At 69.8% G+C, this 16,297-nt stretch carries 18 protein-coding genes; 7 read left to right on the top strand and 11 right to left on the bottom strand.

Annotation, left to right across the window (positions count from 1 at the left end; genetic code table 11):
- Positions 1-39 precede the first annotated feature (39 nt).
- Positions 40-1,107, bottom strand: coding sequence for a succinyl-diaminopimelate desuccinylase (gene dapE, locus ACFPUZ_RS06035; protein ID WP_377000863.1), 1,068 nt, complete (start codon positions 1,105-1,107; stop codon positions 40-42).
- Positions 1,108-1,173: 66 nt separating this feature from the next.
- Between dapE and ACFPUZ_RS06030 the strand changes: the two genes are divergently transcribed.
- From ACFPUZ_RS06030 to dapD, 3 genes are read left to right on the top strand one after another with little or no spacing between them, the layout of a single operon-like run.
- On the top strand, positions 1,174-2,103 hold the full coding sequence (locus tag ACFPUZ_RS06030) for a DapH/DapD/GlmU-related protein (RefSeq protein WP_377000862.1): 930 nt from the start codon (positions 1,174-1,176) through the stop codon (positions 2,101-2,103).
- Between the two features lie 50 nt (positions 2,104-2,153).
- A complete protein-coding gene (locus tag ACFPUZ_RS06025) occupies positions 2,154-3,554 on the top strand; it encodes an amino acid permease (RefSeq protein ID WP_377000860.1) in 1,401 nt (466 codons plus the stop codon).
- Positions 3,551-4,522 carry a 2,3,4,5-tetrahydropyridine-2,6-dicarboxylate N-succinyltransferase gene (dapD, locus tag ACFPUZ_RS06020; protein ID WP_377000858.1) on the top strand — a complete coding sequence of 324 codons (972 nt, stop codon included), beginning with the start codon at positions 3,551-3,553 and terminating at the stop codon, positions 4,520-4,522. Before ACFPUZ_RS06025 ends, dapD begins: the two co-directional genes overlap by 4 nt.
- A gap of 102 nt (positions 4,523-4,624) precedes the next feature.
- On the opposite strand, the gene ACFPUZ_RS06015 is transcribed toward dapD, so the two are convergent.
- The 10 genes from ACFPUZ_RS06015 to ACFPUZ_RS05970 all read right to left on the bottom strand — a co-directional run bounded on the left by ACFPUZ_RS06015 (position 4,625) and on the right by ACFPUZ_RS05970 (position 14,187).
- Positions 4,625-5,137 (bottom strand): GtrA family protein, encoded by a 513-nt coding sequence (locus ACFPUZ_RS06015; RefSeq protein WP_377000953.1) that lies wholly within the window; start codon positions 5,135-5,137, stop codon positions 4,625-4,627.
- A 123-nt stretch (positions 5,138-5,260) separates the two neighbouring features.
- The gene (locus ACFPUZ_RS06010; protein ID WP_377000856.1) at positions 5,261-6,100 is read right to left on the bottom strand and encodes a pseudouridine synthase; all 840 of its coding nucleotides are present in this window, start codon (positions 6,098-6,100) and stop codon (positions 5,261-5,263) included.
- Positions 6,093-7,205 carry a succinyldiaminopimelate transaminase gene (gene dapC, locus ACFPUZ_RS06005; RefSeq protein WP_377000854.1) on the bottom strand — a complete coding sequence of 371 codons (1,113 nt, stop codon included), beginning with the start codon at positions 7,203-7,205 and terminating at the stop codon, positions 6,093-6,095. Before dapC ends, ACFPUZ_RS06010 begins: the two co-directional genes overlap by 8 nt.
- A gap of 3 nt (positions 7,206-7,208) precedes the next feature.
- Entirely contained in the window at positions 7,209-7,532 is a 324-nt protein-coding gene (fdxA, locus tag ACFPUZ_RS06000) for a ferredoxin (RefSeq protein ID WP_303359237.1), read from the bottom strand.
- A 58-nt stretch (positions 7,533-7,590) separates the two neighbouring features.
- Positions 7,591-7,968: a hypothetical protein gene (locus ACFPUZ_RS05995; RefSeq protein WP_377000852.1), complete on the bottom strand. Its 378-nt coding sequence runs from the start codon at positions 7,966-7,968 to the stop codon at positions 7,591-7,593.
- A gap of 11 nt (positions 7,969-7,979) precedes the next feature.
- Positions 7,980-8,828: an N-acetyl-1-D-myo-inositol-2-amino-2-deoxy-alpha-D-glucopyranoside deacetylase gene (gene mshB, locus ACFPUZ_RS05990; protein WP_377000850.1), complete on the bottom strand. Its 849-nt coding sequence runs from the start codon at positions 8,826-8,828 to the stop codon at positions 7,980-7,982.
- The gene (locus ACFPUZ_RS05985) at positions 8,825-10,408 is read right to left on the bottom strand and encodes an ABC transporter family substrate-binding protein (RefSeq protein ID WP_377000848.1); all 1,584 of its coding nucleotides are present in this window, start codon (positions 10,406-10,408) and stop codon (positions 8,825-8,827) included. Before ACFPUZ_RS05985 ends, mshB begins: the two co-directional genes overlap by 4 nt.
- A gap of 8 nt (positions 10,409-10,416) precedes the next feature.
- Positions 10,417-11,541, bottom strand: a complete 1,125-nt coding sequence (locus ACFPUZ_RS05980; RefSeq protein WP_377000846.1) for an MFS transporter — start codon at positions 11,539-11,541, stop codon at positions 10,417-10,419.
- Positions 11,542-11,586: 45 nt separating this feature from the next.
- Positions 11,587-13,500 (bottom strand): translational GTPase TypA, encoded by a 1,914-nt coding sequence (typA, locus tag ACFPUZ_RS05975; protein WP_377000844.1) that lies wholly within the window; start codon positions 13,498-13,500, stop codon positions 11,587-11,589.
- A gap of 135 nt (positions 13,501-13,635) precedes the next feature.
- The gene (locus ACFPUZ_RS05970; protein WP_377000842.1) at positions 13,636-14,187 is read right to left on the bottom strand and encodes a hypothetical protein; all 552 of its coding nucleotides are present in this window, start codon (positions 14,185-14,187) and stop codon (positions 13,636-13,638) included.
- A 268-nt stretch (positions 14,188-14,455) separates the two neighbouring features.
- On the opposite strand from ACFPUZ_RS05970, the gene ACFPUZ_RS05965 reads away from it, so the two are divergent.
- The 4 genes from ACFPUZ_RS05965 (at position 14,456) to arsC (ending at position 16,262) form a co-directional block, all read left to right on the top strand.
- Positions 14,456-15,130, top strand: coding sequence for an Rv1157c family protein (locus ACFPUZ_RS05965; protein WP_377000840.1), 675 nt, complete (start codon positions 14,456-14,458; stop codon positions 15,128-15,130).
- Positions 15,131-15,135: 5 nt separating this feature from the next.
- The gene (locus tag ACFPUZ_RS05960) at positions 15,136-15,681 is read left to right on the top strand and encodes a ribonuclease FAU-1 family protein (protein ID WP_377000838.1); all 546 of its coding nucleotides are present in this window, start codon (positions 15,136-15,138) and stop codon (positions 15,679-15,681) included.
- A gap of 75 nt (positions 15,682-15,756) precedes the next feature.
- On the top strand, positions 15,757-15,918 hold the full coding sequence (locus tag ACFPUZ_RS05955) for a hypothetical protein (protein WP_377000836.1): 162 nt from the start codon (positions 15,757-15,759) through the stop codon (positions 15,916-15,918).
- Positions 15,918-16,262: an arsenate reductase (glutaredoxin) gene (gene arsC, locus ACFPUZ_RS05950; RefSeq protein ID WP_377000834.1), complete on the top strand. Its 345-nt coding sequence runs from the start codon at positions 15,918-15,920 to the stop codon at positions 16,260-16,262. Before ACFPUZ_RS05955 ends, arsC begins: the two co-directional genes overlap by 1 nt.
- The last annotated feature ends 35 nt before the right edge of the window (positions 16,263-16,297 follow it).

Here is a 16,297-nt window from a genome sequence, read left to right as displayed (position 1 = left end):
ACCTATCTGTTTCTCCCGGTCCGTGCCGGAGCGGGCGGATCAGCGGGTGAGAAAACTGCGCAGCTGGGCGGCCACCCGGGTGATGTCCCCCACCGGCACCTGCTCCTCCTGCCGGTGGGCGTAGGACGGGTCGCCGGGGCCGAAGTTGACGGCGGGGATGCCCAGCGCCGCGAAACGCGCCACGTCGGTCCAGCCGTACTTCGCCCGCACCTCCCCCACCTGCGCGATGAGCGCGGCCGCGGCCGGCTGCTCCAGCCCGGGCAGGGCCCCGTCGACCGAGTCCTCGAGGGTGACCTCGTAGCCCGCGAGATGCTCCCGCACGCGTGCCAGCGCCTCCTCCCCCGTGATGTCCGGCGCGAAACGGTAGTTCACCAGCGCGTGGGCCTCATCGGGGATGATGTTGGTGGCCAGGTAGCTCTCCAGCTTCACCACGTTGAGGCCCTCGCGGTAGACGCATCCGTCGATGTCGACCTCCCGCGGCTGCCACTCCGCGATCCGCTGGATGACCGGCCCCAGGCGGTGGGCGGCGTTGTCGCCGAGCCAGCCCCGGGCGGAATGGGCGCGCCGGCCGCGGGTGGTCACCCGCACCCGGAGCGTGCCCTGGCAGCCGGCCTCGACGATGGCGCCGGAGGGCTCCCCGAGCAGGGCCAGATCGCCGCGGAGCCACTCCGGGTCGCTCTCAGCGAGGTGGCGGAGGCCGTTGTAGATGCTGTCGACCTCCTCGCATTCATAGGCGATGAGCGTGAGGTCGAAGGCGAGCTCCGGGGCGGCGGCCAGGGTGGCGAAGAGGTGCAGGTACACCGCGAGCCCTGACTTCATGTCGACGGCGCCGCAGCCGTAAAGGCGGTCGTCGATAAGCTGGTGCGGGACGTTGTCGGCGATGGGCACCGTGTCCAGGTGACCGGCCAGAATGACGCGCTCCGGCAGACCGCGGGCGGTGCGCGCGGCGAGGGTGTTGCCCCGCCGGATGACCTCCACGCCGGGAATGTCGAGCAGCGCCTGCTCGACCAGATCCGCAAGGTGTTTCTCCTGGTGGGAGGGGCTGGGGATGTCCACCAGCGCGGCGGTGAGAGCGACAGGGTCCGAGGTCAGGTGGAGGGGATGCACCGCACCCAGGGTACCCGCCCGCGCTCAAGGTGTATCGCCGTGGAGGGCACCGTAGACTCTGCAGATATGACACCTCAGGGAGCAACCGCGGTCGGAATCGCCAACATCGCCATGGATGGCACCATTCTGGACACCTGGTACCCCGAACCCGAACTCGTCGACGGCCAGGGCCTGGTCTCCGGCACGGAGCGGCTCGGCGCCGCCGACATCCCCGACAGCATGCTCAAGCTCGTGCTTCTCGACGAAGACCGGATGGTCGAACAGGTCGCCGTCCGCACCACCATCGCCGACCTGCAGGCCCTGCCCATCGACGCGCACGACGTCTACCTGCGCCTCCACCTGCTCTCCCACCGGCTGGTGCGCCCCCTCGAGCTCAACATGGACGGCTCCCTGCGCCGCCTGTCCACCGTCGTGTGGACCAACAAGGGCCCCTGCACCCCCGACAACTTCGAGTTCGTCCGCACCGCGCTGCGCTCTAGGGGCCTCATCCACGTCTACGGCATCGAGAAGCTGCCGCGGATGGTCGACTACGTCGTTCCCTCCGGGGTGAACATCGCCGAGGCCGAGCGCGTCCGCCTGGGCGCCTACCTTGCGCCGGGCACCCGCGTACTCCGCGAGGGCTACGTCTCCTTCAATTCCGGCTCCCTCGGCGCCGCCCGCATCGAGGGCCGGCTCTCCTCCTCCACCGTCATCGGCGAGGGCACCGACGTCGGGCTGTCCTCGACGATCATGGCGCGCCGCCGCTCCGACGGCCTACGCGACCCCATCACCATCGGCGCGAACTGCGTGTTCGGGGTGTCCTCCGGCATCATCGGCCTCACCATCGGGGACAACTGCACCCTCGGCTCGAACATCGTCCTCGAGGCCGACACCCAGGTGTGGGACGCCGACGGCAATCACCATGTCTCCGCCTCCTCCCTCAACGGCCAGTCGAACTGGTCCGTGCGCCGCGAGGTCGGCCACGCCGAGCCGGTTCTGCGCCGCGTGTGGCAGTAGTCCGGGGCTGAAGGCCGGGCGCCGGGGGCCCGGGATTATCCTCGGTAAATATGACCACAAGTCAGCACACCCCGACGGCGGACCGGACCCAGCTGGGTACCGGGTTGAAAACCCGCCACCTCACCATGATGGGCCTCGGCTCGGCGATCGGCGCCGGGCTCTTCCTGGGCACCGGCGTCGGCATCCGGGCCGCCGGTCCCGCGGTCCTGCTCGCCTACCTGGCGGCCGGCCTCATCGTGGTGCTCGTCATGGAGATGCTCGGCGAGATGGCGGCCGCCCGCCCCTCCTCCGGATCCTTCTCCACCTACAGCAAGCAGGCCTTCGGCCACTGGGCGGGGTTCACGCTCGGCTGGCTGTACTGGTTCATGCTCATCATGGTGATGGGCGCGGAGATGACCGGCGCGGCCGCGATCATGAGCACCTGGTTCGGGGTCGACCCGTGGATCCCGGCGCTCGTGTGCGTGGTGTTCTTCGCGGTGGTGAACTTCGCGCAGGTGCGTGGTTTCGGTGAATTCGAGTTCTGGTTCGCGTTCATCAAGGTGGCCGTCATCATCGGCTTCCTGGCCATCGGCGTCGCGCTCGTCTTCGGCTGGCTGCCGGGTGTCGAGCCCGCCGGACTCTCCACCATGCTCGGCCCCGACGGCTTCCTGCCCAACGGCTGGCCGGGCCTGGCCGCGGGCCTGCTGGCGGTGGCCTTTGCCTTCGGCGGCATCGAGCTCGTGACCATCGCCGCCGCCGAATCCGAGAATCCCTCCGCCGCCATCGCCGTGGCCGTGCGCTCCGTCATCTGGCGCATCGCGCTGTTCTACATCGGTTCCGTGCTGGTGATCACCCTGCTGCTGCCCTACGACCAGCTCGGCGCGGCCCAGACCGCCGCGGAATCCCCCTTCACCGCGGTCCTCGGGATGGCGCACATCCCGGGTGTGGTCGGCTTCATGGAGGCCGTCATCGTCCTCGCGCTGCTCTCGGCGTTCAACGCCCAGATCTACGGCACCTCCCGCCTCGTGCACTCCCTGGCTCTCGACCGTGATGCTCCTCGCATTTTCGCGGTGACCAACCGGGAGTCCGTCCCCGTCAACGCCGTGGTCCTGTCGATGGTCTTCGCCTTCGCCTCGGTGGGGCTGCAGTACTGGAACCCGGAGGGGCTGCTCACCTTCCTGCTCAACGCGGTCGGCGGCTGCCTCATCGTCATCTGGATCATGATCACCGCCTCCTATCTGCGCCTGCACCCCGTCCTCGAGCGCGGGGGCGAGATCTCCACGGTCCGCATGTGGGGCTGGCCGTGGCTCGGATGGGCGACCATGGCCGCCCTGTGGGGGCTCGTCGTCCTCATGCTTTTCGACGCCGCCGCCCGCTCCCAGGTCCTCGCCGTCGTCATCGTCGTGGCGGTGCTCGTCGGCCTCGCCAATCTCACGAGATGGGCGCGCGGTCGGGTATCGTCTCGCCCATGACTTCAGCCACCGCGCGCGGACTTGCGACCATCACGCACGACGGAACCGTTCTCGACGTCTGGTTCCCTGCCCCCCGGTTGACGGATGACCCCCTCGAGGCCGGCACCCAGCGCCTCGAGGAGACCCCGCAGCAGTTCTCCGCCCTCGTCGGACCCGACGAGGACCGCGGCGTGGCCCGCGTCCCGGTGCTCACCTCCCTCGCCTCCCTCGACGACGCCCCCGTCGACGCCTATGACGTCTACCTCCGGCTGCACCTCCTCTCCCACCGCCTGGTCGAGCCGAACCAGCTCAACCTCCAGGGGGTGTACGAGCTGCTGGCCAACGTCGTGTGGACCAACTACGGCCCCTGCGCCGTCGCCGATTTCCAGATGGTCCGCGGCCGCCTCACCGCACGCGGCCCCGTGACCGTCTTCTCCGTGGACAAGTTCCCGCGCATGGTCGACTACGTCGTCCCCTCCGGCGTCCGCATCGCCGACGCCGACCGCGTCCGCCTGGGCGCCCACCTCGCGGAGGGCACCACGGTCATGCACGAGGGCTTCGTCAACTTCAACGCCGGCACCCTCGGCACCTCCATGGTCGAGGGTCGCCTCTCCGCAGGGGTCGTCATCGGCGACGGCACCGACATCGGCGGCGGCGCCTCCGTCATGGGCACCCTCTCCGGCGGCGGCAAGGAGGTCATCTCCGTCGGCGAGCGCTGCCTGCTGGGCGCGAACTCCGGCATTGGCATCTCACTGGGCGACGACTGCGTCGTCGAGGCCGGCCTCTACGTCACCTCGGGCACGAAGGTCACCGTCTGGGGCGAGGTCGCCCGCCGCGCCGGCACCGACAACGGCCACCGCATCAAGGCCTCCGAGCTCTCCGGCCACAGCGGTGTGCTCTACCGCCGCAACTCCCTGTCCGGCGCCGTCGAAGCCACCCCGAGCGACTCGCGCCCGGTGGACCTCAACACGGCGCTGCACGAGAACTGATCCGACGCCTGCCGATCGCGGGGAGTTGTCCACGGACGGCGGTCGATGCTTATCGACGTCGCGGGTGGTGCGTGGCGGTAATTCCCGCCCTGGCGAGCGAACCTAGGCAGGCGGCATTTCCGCGACGATGCGGGTCCCCTGGCGCGGCTTCCGGAAGGCCCAGAGCTTGTTTACCAGGAAGTTGACGGGCATGGCGACGATGATGGAGATCGCGGTCGCCCAGTAGAACTTGGTCCGCAGCCCCGTGGAGTCGTCGAAGATCTCCGGCGAGAGGGCGAGGGGGGAGGTGGGGTTCATGAGCAGCGTCGCCACGATCTGGCTGACGAGGAAGGCTCCGATCCCGGTGAGCAGGAAGGGGAAGAAGCCCCGCCACCAGGTCCGCTGCGGCAGTCCCCGGAAAGTCCAGCTGCGGTTGAGCTGGTAGTTCCAGGTGTTGGCGACGAGGAAGGCGATGGTCATGAAGATGTTGAACCAGCGGATGTTGAAGTCCGTGCCCAGGAGCGGGAGGAAGACGTCGTGCTCGGAGATGCCGGCGGTCCACCCGGCGATCTTCTTCGACGCCACGCTCACGATGAGATTGACGATCGTGCCCGACCCGCCGACCAGGCCGAACATGAGGAACTGCCGGGCGGTGTTCTGGATCCGGGCGAGTGATCGCGCCCTCTCCGACGAGCTGCCCCGTGTGCCTTCGGAACTCACGGAACCTCTTTCTCCGATAACCATGACTGTCGTCCCAGTTTAGCCCCACCCCGGGTCGGCGACGTGAAAGGCCCGTCGTCGTCGGCTGTGAGGATCTGCAAAGGATACGGCCACCGCGCGCAGGTGCAGCGGTGTGGAGTAGTCGTGGAGCCGGAGCCCGCGGTCGAGAGGGTAGGTGTCATCGCCCTCAACGGGCATGCCCAGGTGGTTGAGCAGGGCGCGGATCTGGTGGGTGTGGCCGGTGACGGGGCGCGCCTCCACCTCGCGGTCCCCTATCCGGCGCAGCCACGTCAGCGTCGGGCGACCGCCCTCCCCCACGCTCACCTGCCGCACGCCCGGGGTCTTGAGCATCGTCACGTCGTACGCCTCCCACTCCTCCGACACCCCGACAGTGCCGACCACCCGCGCCCGGTAGAGCTTGTCCACCGCGCGCTCCTGGAAGAGGCGCTGGTAGGCGCCGCGCGTCGCCGCCCGGCGCGAGCAGACCACCAGACCGGAGGTGAGCCGGTCGAGGCGGTGCAGGGGGACGATCTCGTCCTCGCCGAACTCCACCCGCAGGCGGGTCTGCACCGTCTCTCGGACGAGGCGGCCGTTGCTCGTCGTCGGCAGGAAGCCCGGCTTGTCCACGACGATGAGGTCGGCGTCGGCGAAGACCACCGAGTAGTCGAAGGGGATCGGTTCCTCCGCCGGCACCTCGGGGTGGAACCACGCCGGCTGCGGACGGTCCAGGACCGCCCCGGGAGGCAGGAGGGTCCCCCGCGCGAAGGGGGCGTCCCCGGCCTCCCCCGCCCAGTACGCGCGGTCGGCGGGGACCACCCCGCGGAGGATGACCCGGCGGGGGGAGATTCCCTCGCGGGCCGGGAGGGGGGCGTCAGGCACGGGTGGTGAGGCGGGCGGCGGCGGCGTCGATACGCTCGTCGGTGCCGGTGAGCGCCATGCGGATGTACTGCGTGCCGCGGGGGCCGTAGAAGTCCCCGGGGGCGACGAGGATGCCGCGGGCGGCCAGCCAGTCGACCGTGTCGCGGCCGTTCTCGCCGCGGGTGGCCCAGAGGTAGAGGCCGGCCTCGGAGTCGTCGACGGTGAACCCGGCGTCGATAAGCGCGCGGAGGAGGACGGCCCGACGGCGGGCGTAGACGAGTCGTTGCGCGGCCTCCTGCCCGTCATCCTCCAGGGCGGCGATCATGGCCTGCTGGATGGGACCGGGCACCATGAGGCCGAGGTGCTTGCGCACCTCGAGGAGCTCGGCGATGAGCGCCGGGTCACCCGCAAAGAAGCCCGCCCGGTAGGAGGCGAGGTTGGAGGTCTTCGACAGGGAGTGGATGGCGATGAGGCCGGTGTGGTCGCCGTCGCACACGCGCGGGTCGAGGATGGACACCGGCGGCTGTGCATCGTCCCAGCCCAGCCCGAGATAGCACTCGTCGGAGGCGACGATGACCCCGCGCGAGCGCGCCCAGTCGACGACCTTGCGCAGGTGCTCGACGCCGAGCACCTTGCCCGTCGGGTTGGACGGCGAGTTGAGGAAGAGCAGGTCCGGGGTCTCGGGGCCGATCTTGAGCAGGGAATCCGCCCGCAGGATGCGGCTCTCGCTGAGCAGGCCCGCGACCTCGTAGGTGGGGTAGGCGACCTCGGGGATGACGACGAATCCGCCGCGGATACCCAGCAGCGTGGGCAGCAGCGCGATGGCCTCCTTCGTGCCCACGACGGGCAGCACGGCGTCGGGGCGCACGCCCTCCATGGAGTAGCGGCGCACCAGGGCGGCCGCGATCGCCTCCCGCAGTTCCGGCGTCCCGGCGGTCAGCGGGTAGCCGGGGGCGGCGGCCGCCTCGGCGAGCGCCAGCTGGATGCCGGGGGCCACCGGGTCAACCGGGGTGCCCACGGAGAGATCGACGATGCCGTCGGGGTGGGCCGCGGCGCTCGCCTTCGCGGCGGCCAGCGTGTCCCACGGAAACTCCGGCAGCCGGGCGCCCCACGGCGTGCGGACCACGGACTACTCCTGGTTCTGCGGGGGCAGCGCGGCGACGAAGGGGTGGTCCTTGTCCACGGGACCCGTCTTGGCGGCGCCGCCCGGGGAACCCAGGTCGTCGAAGAAGGCGACGTTGGCGTTGTAGTACTGGTCCCACTCCTCGGGGACGTCATCCTCGTAGAAGATGGCCTCCACGGGGCAGGCGGGTTCGCAGGCACCGCAGTCGACGCACTCGTCGGGGTGGATGTAGAGCATCCGCTTGCCCTCGTAGATGCAGTCGACCGGGCACTCCTCGACGCAGGAGCGGTCGAGGACGTCCACACACGGCTGGGCGATGATGTAGGTCATGGGTGTCGGGCACTCCTAGTAGAACCACAATGAGAACTGGTTGATCGGAAACAGTATGTCACTTACCCCGCACGAGCGGCCAGACGCCTCCGGCGACACCTGCGAAAAGCAGCAGCACGGCACGAATATTACTGCCCAGCAGTTGATCCCCGGTCACCACGACCCCCATCATGAGCGCCCCGTAGCCCGCCAGCCACACGTAGAGCGGGATCGCCGCGACGAGCGGCTCCGGGTTCCACAGGCGGGCGGTGCGGGTGAGCACCATGTTGAACAGGAAGGCCAGGGGGATGGTGTAGGGCACGGCCAGGCGCGCCCCGCCGGGCAGCGTGACCCACGTCCCCAGGTACACCACCTGCAGGAGCACGGCGATGAGGGCGGCCACCGACAACCAGACCAGCCCGCCGACGGCCTCGCCGCGGCTGAAATCCGTGCGCACGAACCCCCCGCTCACGCCAGGAACTCCGGGAGGGATCCGGCGCCGAGCTGGTAGTACTCGGCCGCCAGCAGCGGCTGGGCATGGAGGTTGGACAGCGCCCACACGGGGTCCGCGCCCTGCCCCCATGCCGCCCGCGGGTTGGTGGCCGAGACGGAGCCGTCGGCGAACCAGATCTGCGTGGCATGGGCGCGCATGGCCTCCCGCTTGGCCGCCAGTGCGGCCGCGTCGAGCGGCACCACCACATCGTGCTTATCGACGCCCTGGTTCTCCAGGTACTCCTCCGAGGGCAGGGTCCAACCCTCCGGCACCCGGGAGATCGCCGCGACGCCGGCCCGCATCTCGGCCAGCGGCGAGACGGTCCACAGGATGGTCCCCGGCGCGGCGGCGTGGGTGATCTCGTGGGCGCGGATGTGGTCGGGGTGCCCGTAACCGCCGTCGGGGCCGTAGGTGATGACGAGGTCCGGGCGCTCTGCCGCGAACAGCTCCGCCAGCAGCTCGACGGCCGCCTCCCCGGAGTTGACGAAGGCCCGCGGGTTGGTGTGGGCGGGGCTGCCCGCCATGCCGGAATCCCGGAAGCGGCCGGCCCCGCCGAGGAAGGTGCCGCGCACCCCGAGGATGTCCAGGGCGCGGGCGAGTTCACCGATGCGGAAGCCGCCGAGCTGATCGGCGTGGTCGTTGCTCAGGTGCGCGTAGGGCTCCCCGATGACCTCCCCCTCCTCCCCGAGGGTGCAGGTGACCACGAGGACGTCGGCGCCGCGGCGGGCCAGGTCGTAGAGGGTGCCGCCGGTGGTGATGGCCTCGTCGTCGGGGTGGGCGTGGACGGCCACCACGCGGCGGCCGACGAGATCACGGGTGGTCATTGCTTCCTCCAGCTCGCGACCGTCGACAAGCCGGCGGTCCAGTTCTCCAGATTCGGATCCGGTCCCACGATACCTTCGCCCAGCACGAGCATCCGCCGTTCCCCGAGCAGGGGCACGCTCACGTGCTCGCGGGCGGTGGTCTCCGCGAAGTAGGCCTCCCCCTCGTCGAGGGGGACGGACCCGGCGATGAGGCCCTCGGCCATGCCCTGGGTGTCGGCGGCGCAGTAACCGGAGAGGTTGCCGGCGCGCGGGGCGTCGGGGGTGGCCGGGCACAGCCACCGGCCGGCCAGCTCCAGCGGCCCGCTCTCGGCGCGCTGCCACGCGATGACCGCGTCCACTTCGCCGCCGGGCAGCTGCGCCCCGGTGAGGTCGGCGAGATCGGAGGTGACCATCTCCGCGGCGACCTCGAAGTGGGAGAGCCGGTCGACGATGGTGCGGGCCGCGGCCAGGGAGGTCTCGTCGGCGGGGTCGACGCCGATGCGCAGCGGGCGTTCCAGGCCGGGCAGCAGCTCCGGCGGGCCCTGCTCGAGGGCGCGGGCGGGCAGGTGGGCGGGGACGGCGAGGTCGGCGCTCCGGCCGGCGGCGAGGCGGGCGGTGAGGGGGACGTCGATAAGCGAGTGCAGTTCGGCGCGCACCGCATGCTCCGCGAGCAGCGGCGAGGACACGGACATGGTGAGCGTGAGCTCTCGCGGTTGGTCGATGAGGCGGACCTGGGTGTCGCGCATGAGGCGGTAGGAGTCGACACTGGTCTCCCCGGGGATGGTGTCCAGGAAGTGGAGCTGGCCGCTGCGCAGCTGCTCGACGCCCTGCGTGACGGTGCGCACCTCCTGGAAGGTGACGCGGTCGGTGGCGGCGGGGTCCGCCCCCCAGAAGCGGTCGTTGCGGTTGAGGGTGACCATGCCGCGGGAACGGTCCACCCGCTCGATGGAGTAGCGCCCGCCGGAGGCCGGCACGCCCTCGGCGAAGCCGCTGCCGAAGCGCGCGCGGTCGCCCTGCATCACGTGGCTGGGCAGGAGGTAATCGAACATCTCCCGCCAGTCGGCCACCGGGGTGGCGAAGTCCACGTCGACGGTGCGGCCGTCGGCGCTGGTACGGATGGCGTCGATGGCGCGGTACCCGGCGGGGTCGATGACCCCGGGGGTCTCCGTCATGCCCTGCCACAGGTAGCGGAAGTCCGCCCCGGTGATGGGGGTGCCGTCCGACCACTGCGCCGCCGGGGAGATGACGTAGCGCACGGTCTGCGCGACGGTGCCCGGCAGCGGCTCTACCTCCCCGGCGGAGGTGAGCAGGTTGGTGTCCATGACGTCCTCCCGGAAGGTGCTCGGCAGGACGAGCGCCGCCAAAGACCGGGTGAAGGTGGAGTCGTGGGACTGCAGGTGCGGGTTGAAACCGGCCGGCAGCGGATCGATGCCCACGGAGATGACCTGGTCGCGGCGGGAGGGCGCCTGCGTGCTGGTGGGTGCCGCCGAAGAGGTGACCGGGGTGGGCTCCGCTTCCTCGACCGGGGGCGGGCCGGGGTTCGCGGCGCAGGCGCCCAACGTGGCGGCGAACAGGAGGACGGGGAGCAGGCGGGCTTTCACACTGTCGATTATGTACCAGCGTTCTCGCGCAGCGCGGACGCCAGGGCGAGGACCACCGCACCGGACAGGACGAGCAGGCCGAGGGCCCAGCGCAGATCGGTGGCCGTCGACAGCGCCCCCAGCACGGGGCTGGTGGCGAGGAATCCGACGCGCATGAGCCAGCCGACGGCCGTGACCCCGGCCCCCTCGGAGATCCCGGGCAGGCGGGCGGCGGCGGCGAAGGCGCTGGGGACGATGGTGGCGCAGCCGAAACCGGCCAGGGCGAAGCCGACGTAGAGCAGCGGGGGCGCGGTGGCGGCCATGACGAGCGCGCCGCCGACCGCGATGCACAGCCCCCCGACCCGGGCGACGGCCGCGCGCCCGAAGGCGTCGATGAACCGGTCGCCGGTGAAACGGCCGACGGTCTGGGCGGCGAGGACGACGGTGAAGGCCACTCCCGCTTGTCCGAGCTCGACCCCGGCCAGTTCCACGGAGGCGAGTCCGGCCCAGTTGTTGGCGATGTCCTCGGTCATGATGCCGGCGGTGGCCACCACGGAGACCGGCAGGGTGATCCACATGATGCGGCCCATGCCGACCCGCCTTCCGGCACCCCCGGACGCCGTCTGCGGCGTTGCCGCCGGCACCCGGCCCGTCAGCCACACGCCGAGCGCGACGGCGAGGATGAGTACCGCCGCCACGGCCGTGAGGTGCACCCGGATGTCGAGTCCGCGGCTGGCGGCCAGGGTGCCGCCGAGGCCGCCGGCCACCGCCCCCAGGGACCAGCAGGCGTGCATGGAGGAGAGAATGGAGCGGCCGAAGGCCGATTCGACGCGCACGCCGGCGACGTTCTGGGAGACGTCGATGACGGCGTCGAGAAGCCCGATACCGCCGATGAGCAGCGCCAGCACCACGGCGGAGGGCGCCCACCCGACGGCGGCGAGGAGCAGGGCGACGGCTACGGTGCCCCAGAAGACGACCGGCCGGGGGCCGAAGCGGGTGACCGCCAGGGAGGGCAGCACCGTCGACGCCAGGGAACCGACCGCGACGGCGGCCACCATGAGGCCGAAGCTGAAGTCATCGAGCCCCCACTGCGCCTTGATGGTCGGGTACCAGGGCAGGACGGACGCCAACGCAGCCCCGTTGGTGGCGAACATGAGCGCGACACCCGCGGGGCTGCGGAAAGAGGTAGAACGAGCCAATTACTTGTTGAGGGCCTTCTCACGGGAGCGGGCGCGGGCGCGCTCCGTGGCGTTGAGGACGACCTTGCGCACGCGCAGGATGTCCGGGGTGACCTCGACGCACTCGTCCTGGCCACAGAACTCCATGGCCTCGTCGAGGGAGAGGACATGCGCCTTGGCGAGGGTGACGGTGGTGTCCGCGGAGGCGGCACGCATGTTCGTCAGCTTCTTCTCGCGGGTGATGTTGATGTCCATGTCCTCGTCGCGGTTGTTCGCGCCGACGACCATGCCCTCGTAAGCCTCGGTGCCCGGCTCGACGAAGAAGTTGCCGCGGTCCGCCAGCTGCTGCAGGGCGTAGGAGGTGATCTGGCCGGAACGGTCGGCGACGAGGGAACCGGTCGCGCGGTCCTTGATCTCGCCAGCCCACGGGCGCTGCTCGATGGCGTAGGAGTTGGCGATACCGGTACCGCGGGTCTCGGTCATGAAGGTGGTGCGGAAACCGATGAGGCCACGGGCCGGGACGTCGAACTCCATGCGGACCCAGTCGCCGGAGCCGGTGTCCATGGACACCATCTGGCCCTTGCGGGCGGCCATGAGCTGCGTGACCGCGCCCTGGTGCTCGGAGGGGACGTCGATCACCATGCGCTCGAAGGGCTCGTGCACGGTGCCGTCGATGACCTGGGTGACCACCTGCGGCTTGCCGACGGTCAGCTCGAAGCCTTCGCGACGCATCGTCTCGACGAGGACGGACAGGGCCATCTCGCCACGGCCCTGGACCTCCCAGGCGTCGGGACGCTCGGTGGGCAGGACGCGGATGGAGACGTTACCGATGAGCTCCTGGTCGAGGCGGGTCTTGACCATGCGGGCGGTGAGCTTGTCGCCGCCGCCGCGACCGGCCATCGGGGAGGTGTTGACGCCGATGGTCATGGAGATGGCGGGCTCGTCGACGGTGATGCGCGGCAGGGCCACCGGGTTCTCCGGGTCGGCGAGGGTGTCGCCGATCATGATCTCGTCGATGCCGGAGATCGCGGCGATGTCACCGGCGATCACCTCGCCCTCGGCGGGGACGCGGGTGGTGCCGACGGTGCGCAGCAGCTCCGCGATGCGGACGTTCTTGGTGTGCGGGTTGCCCTCGTCGTCGTAGTGGATCCAGGCGACCTGCTGGCCCTTCTTCAGGCTGCCCGCGTGGACGCGGACCAGGCCGATACGGCCCAGGAAGGAGGAGGAGTCGAGGTTGGTCACGTGCGCCTGCAGCGGGGCGTCGACGTCGGCGGATGGCTCCGGGAGGACGTCGTAGATGACGTCGAAGAGGGCCTGCAGGTCCTCGGCGTCGGGGGCGACACCGTTGCCCGGGTTCTCGGTGGAGGCCTTGCCCTCACGGCCGGAGGCGTAGAGCACCGGCAGGTCGAGCAGGGTCTCGGCGGCGGCGGCCGCCTCCTCGTCCTCGAGGCCGGAGGCGAGCTCGAGGAGCAGGTCCTGGGCGTCCTCGACGACTTCGTCGATGCGTGCGTCGGCGCGGTCGGTCTTGTTCACCAGGATGATCACGGGCATCTTGGCGGCCAGGGCCTTGCCCAGCACGAAGCGGGTCTGCGGGAGCGGGCCCTCGGAGGCGTCGACGAGGAGAACGACACCGTCGACCATGGACAGGGCACGCTCGACCTCGCCACCGAAGTCGGCGTGGCCGGGGGTGTCGATGACGTTGATGATGAGGTCGCGGCCGTCCTTGCCGGCACCCTTGCGGCGCACGGCGGTGTTCTTGGCCAGGATGGTGATGCCCTTCTCGCGTTCGAGGTCGCCGGAGTCCATCACGCGGTCAGTGACGCCACCGTGGTCGTCGAACACGCCAGACTGCTCCAGCATGGAGTTGACGAGGGTGGTCTTGCCGTGGTCGACGTGAGCGACGATGGCGACGTTGCGGAACTCAGGATGAGACACGAGTGGGCTGCTCCTACAAAAAAGGGGTCGCGGCCACGGGCTCCTTACAGCACACGGGGACGCGATACATGAACAGCCCTTGACGATACTCGTCCAGGCCCGTTCGCGCACCATCGAGTGGCCCGGGCCACGCGGCTATGCGGGGCACTCCGGGTGGAAGTCAGCAAGACGGACGACTTCATTCACCACTGGTTCCTCCGTGGGCCCCGCATCTTTATTCCACACGTTGATGATGGCCTCGCCGGGCGACAGCGACTCCAGGACCGTGCGGGAGGCCGACTCCTGCTTGATCACCTCCATTTTCCGGGAGGTGGTGCCGTCGGTCTCCGGGCTGATGATCATGATGTGAGCGGGGTTCGGCGGCTCCGAGAGGGGCTGCTCCGCCCGCCACGGCGCCTGCGGCCTGCTGAGATTGACCTCGAACCTCCCGGTCTGCGGCTGATCGGTGACGATGCGTCCGAGAGTGGGATTCGGCTCTCCCCCGAGCAGTTCCCGCCCCTGGACGATCTGGACGGCCGTGACCCGGTACTGACAGGCCTCGATGTGGGCGATCACATCGCCGGCGTCATTCATTCCCACGGCGAAGCCGCCGCGATAGTCAAAGTCATTCATGTTGATGTAGTTGCCGCACGACACGACCGTGAGCGCCCCCACCACGAGGACGGCCGATCGGCGGAGCCAGTTCATGCCCTCCACACTACGTCGCTGTTCACCCCGCATTTCCCCGGAAATGTAACGAAAGCGTCTCGGTCCCCGACAAGAGAAGTAACCGGGATTTCTCCATTCCGGTTGATTCTGTCACGCAAGTGAATATTGTTGGGTAGCGAAACTACTGTTACTCAAGTTACGTTTGTTACTGGCGCGCCGCGGGGCGGGCCGTTTCATCCGCAACCATGCCCCCGAGATCACCCCGGAAGAGAGACCGTCAGTGGGACACACCGCACGCAGCGACCTGATGAGGAAGGCGTCCGCCACCCTTATCGCCGTCGCACTCAGCACCGTCGGCACCCTGCTCACCGTTCCCACCGCCCAGGCCGCTCCCCTCCCCGATCTCTCCAGCCACAACCCCCTCGACGAGCTCGGTCGCCCCACCGCGCGCACGCAGGCGGAGATCCGCAACCTGGCCGCCCAGCCGTGGATGCCCGCCGACGTGCGCAACATGCTCCTCTCCGCGCTGGCCTTCACCGCCGGCGAGAACGGCGAGGGGGGCCCGCAGCTGCCGGAGAACGGCCCGGCCTTCACGCAGTTCTACTGGCCGACCGTCTCGGGATCCTGCATCGGGGGCAACCTCGACGCCGTCGGCACCGCCATCGCGGTCCCCGGCCCCGCGGAGATCCCCGCCCCCGGCGCCGCCGCCGGGCAGACCGCCTTCGTCTTCACCGCCCTGGGTACCGCGCCGGCCGCGGCCACGCAGGGCGGCATGCACGTCAACTGGGTCAACATCAACACGCTGCAGCACGGCGCCGTCCCGCTGGGCAACCACGGCATCAACCCCGAGGGCCCGGCCACCCTGTCCGGCACCGCCGACACCGGCCACGGCACCGTCGTGGCCATGGTCTCCGGACGGGTGCACACCGCGGACGGACCCTGCGATTTCATTCCCACAGCCGCCATCATCGATGCGAGGTAACAGTCATGTCTGCTGATCTGCACCCGGTCAAGGAAGAGACCTTCAACACCACCGACCGGATCAACATCGATCCGAAGGGCCACCTCCGTGAGGTGGACACCTTCCGGGTCACCGATTTCGGCCTCTACATGGCCCGCGGCGCCAACCACCCGCGCTTCGGCTACCTCGAATCGTGGCTGCTGCCGAAGCTGGGGCTGCGCGCCAACATCTTCCACTTCCGGGAGGGCGTGGAGGAGCGGCAGGACTTCTACTTCGACGTCGCCGACATCCAGGTCCGCGACGGCGTGTGGTCCACCCGCGACCTCTACGTCGACCTCATCTCCGTCACCGGGGAACCCATCGACGTCCAGGACATCGACGAGCTCGCCGCCGCCACCTCCGCCGGGCTCATCTCCGCCGAGGACGCCGAGCGGGCGATCGACACCACCCTCACCGCCGTGGAGGGCATCACCCGCCACCGGGACAACGCCATGGACTGGCTGCGCACCCTCGGCATCGAGCTGACCTGGGCCAAGAACGTCACCCTCGTCCCCGCTGAGCAGGGAAAATAGTTACCACATTGTTGTGATGCGCACCACTTTCCCGGGTAGATTAGGAAGCATCAACCCGAGAGGAAAGGACGCACCATGAGCGACGAGAAGCACACCTGGGAGTTCCCGGAGGACAAGCCTTTCAAGCACAACCATCCGGAGAACGTGGGCAAGGAGACCCCCGAGCAGCTCGAGGAGCTGCCCGAGGAGTGGGGTCAGCAGTCCTTCCCCGCCAGTGACCCGCCCGCCAACTACTGATGCCGGCGACGATCTACCACAATCCCCGCTGCTCGAAGTCCCGCCAGGCGCTGGAGCTCCTGCGCGAGCGGGGCGTCGAGCCGCGGATTGTCTGTTACCTGGAGGAGACGCCGGACGTCGAGAAGCTCCGGGAGCTTATCGACGCCGCGGGGATCACCGTCCACGACGCCATCCGCACCCGGGAGGCGGAGTACCAGGAGCTCGGGCTCACGCCCGAGACCCCCGAGGAAGAACTGCTCGCGGCCATGGTGGCCCACCCCCGCCTCATCGAGCGGCCTTTCGTGGTCACCGACAAGGGCGTGCGAATCGCCCGCCCCACCGAGGCGATCCTCGACATTCTTTGAGTCGGCAGGCCCGCTACCAGCCCAAACCCATCACA

This window comes from Corynebacterium nasicanis, from assembly GCF_042658165.1.
GTDB lineage: Bacteria > Actinomycetota > Actinomycetes > Mycobacteriales > Mycobacteriaceae > Corynebacterium > Corynebacterium nasicanis.
This window is presented reverse-complemented; position numbering and strand designations above follow the sequence as displayed.

Coding starts and splice junctions, on each gene's coding strand:
- ACFPUZ_RS05965 (WP_377000840.1), top strand. CDS start 14,456: ATGAGGAAGGCGTCCGCCACCCTTATCGCCGTCGCACTCAGCACCGTC.
- mshB (WP_377000850.1), bottom strand. CDS start 8,828: ATGACCACCCGTGATCTCGTCGGCCGCCGCGTGGTGGCCGTCCACGCC.
- dapD (WP_377000858.1), top strand. CDS start 3,551: ATGACTTCAGCCACCGCGCGCGGACTTGCGACCATCACGCACGACGGA.
- ACFPUZ_RS06015 (WP_377000953.1), bottom strand. CDS start 5,137: ATGTTCGGCCTGGTCGGCGGGTCGGGCACGATCGTCAATCTCATCGTG.
- ACFPUZ_RS06030 (WP_377000862.1), top strand. CDS start 1,174: ATGACACCTCAGGGAGCAACCGCGGTCGGAATCGCCAACATCGCCATG.
- ACFPUZ_RS05980 (WP_377000846.1), bottom strand. CDS start 11,541: ATGTTCGCCACCAACGGGGCTGCGTTGGCGTCCGTCCTGCCCTGGTAC.
- fdxA (WP_303359237.1), bottom strand. CDS start 7,532: ATGACCTACATCATCGCCCAGCCGTGTGTGGACGTCCTCGACCGCTCC.
- ACFPUZ_RS05955 (WP_377000836.1), top strand. CDS start 15,757: ATGAGCGACGAGAAGCACACCTGGGAGTTCCCGGAGGACAAGCCTTTC.
- arsC (WP_377000834.1), top strand. CDS start 15,918: ATGCCGGCGACGATCTACCACAATCCCCGCTGCTCGAAGTCCCGCCAG.
- ACFPUZ_RS05960 (WP_377000838.1), top strand. CDS start 15,136: ATGTCTGCTGATCTGCACCCGGTCAAGGAAGAGACCTTCAACACCACC.
- ACFPUZ_RS05970 (WP_377000842.1), bottom strand. CDS start 14,187: ATGAACTGGCTCCGCCGATCGGCCGTCCTCGTGGTGGGGGCGCTCACG.
- ACFPUZ_RS06025 (WP_377000860.1), top strand. CDS start 2,154: ATGACCACAAGTCAGCACACCCCGACGGCGGACCGGACCCAGCTGGGT.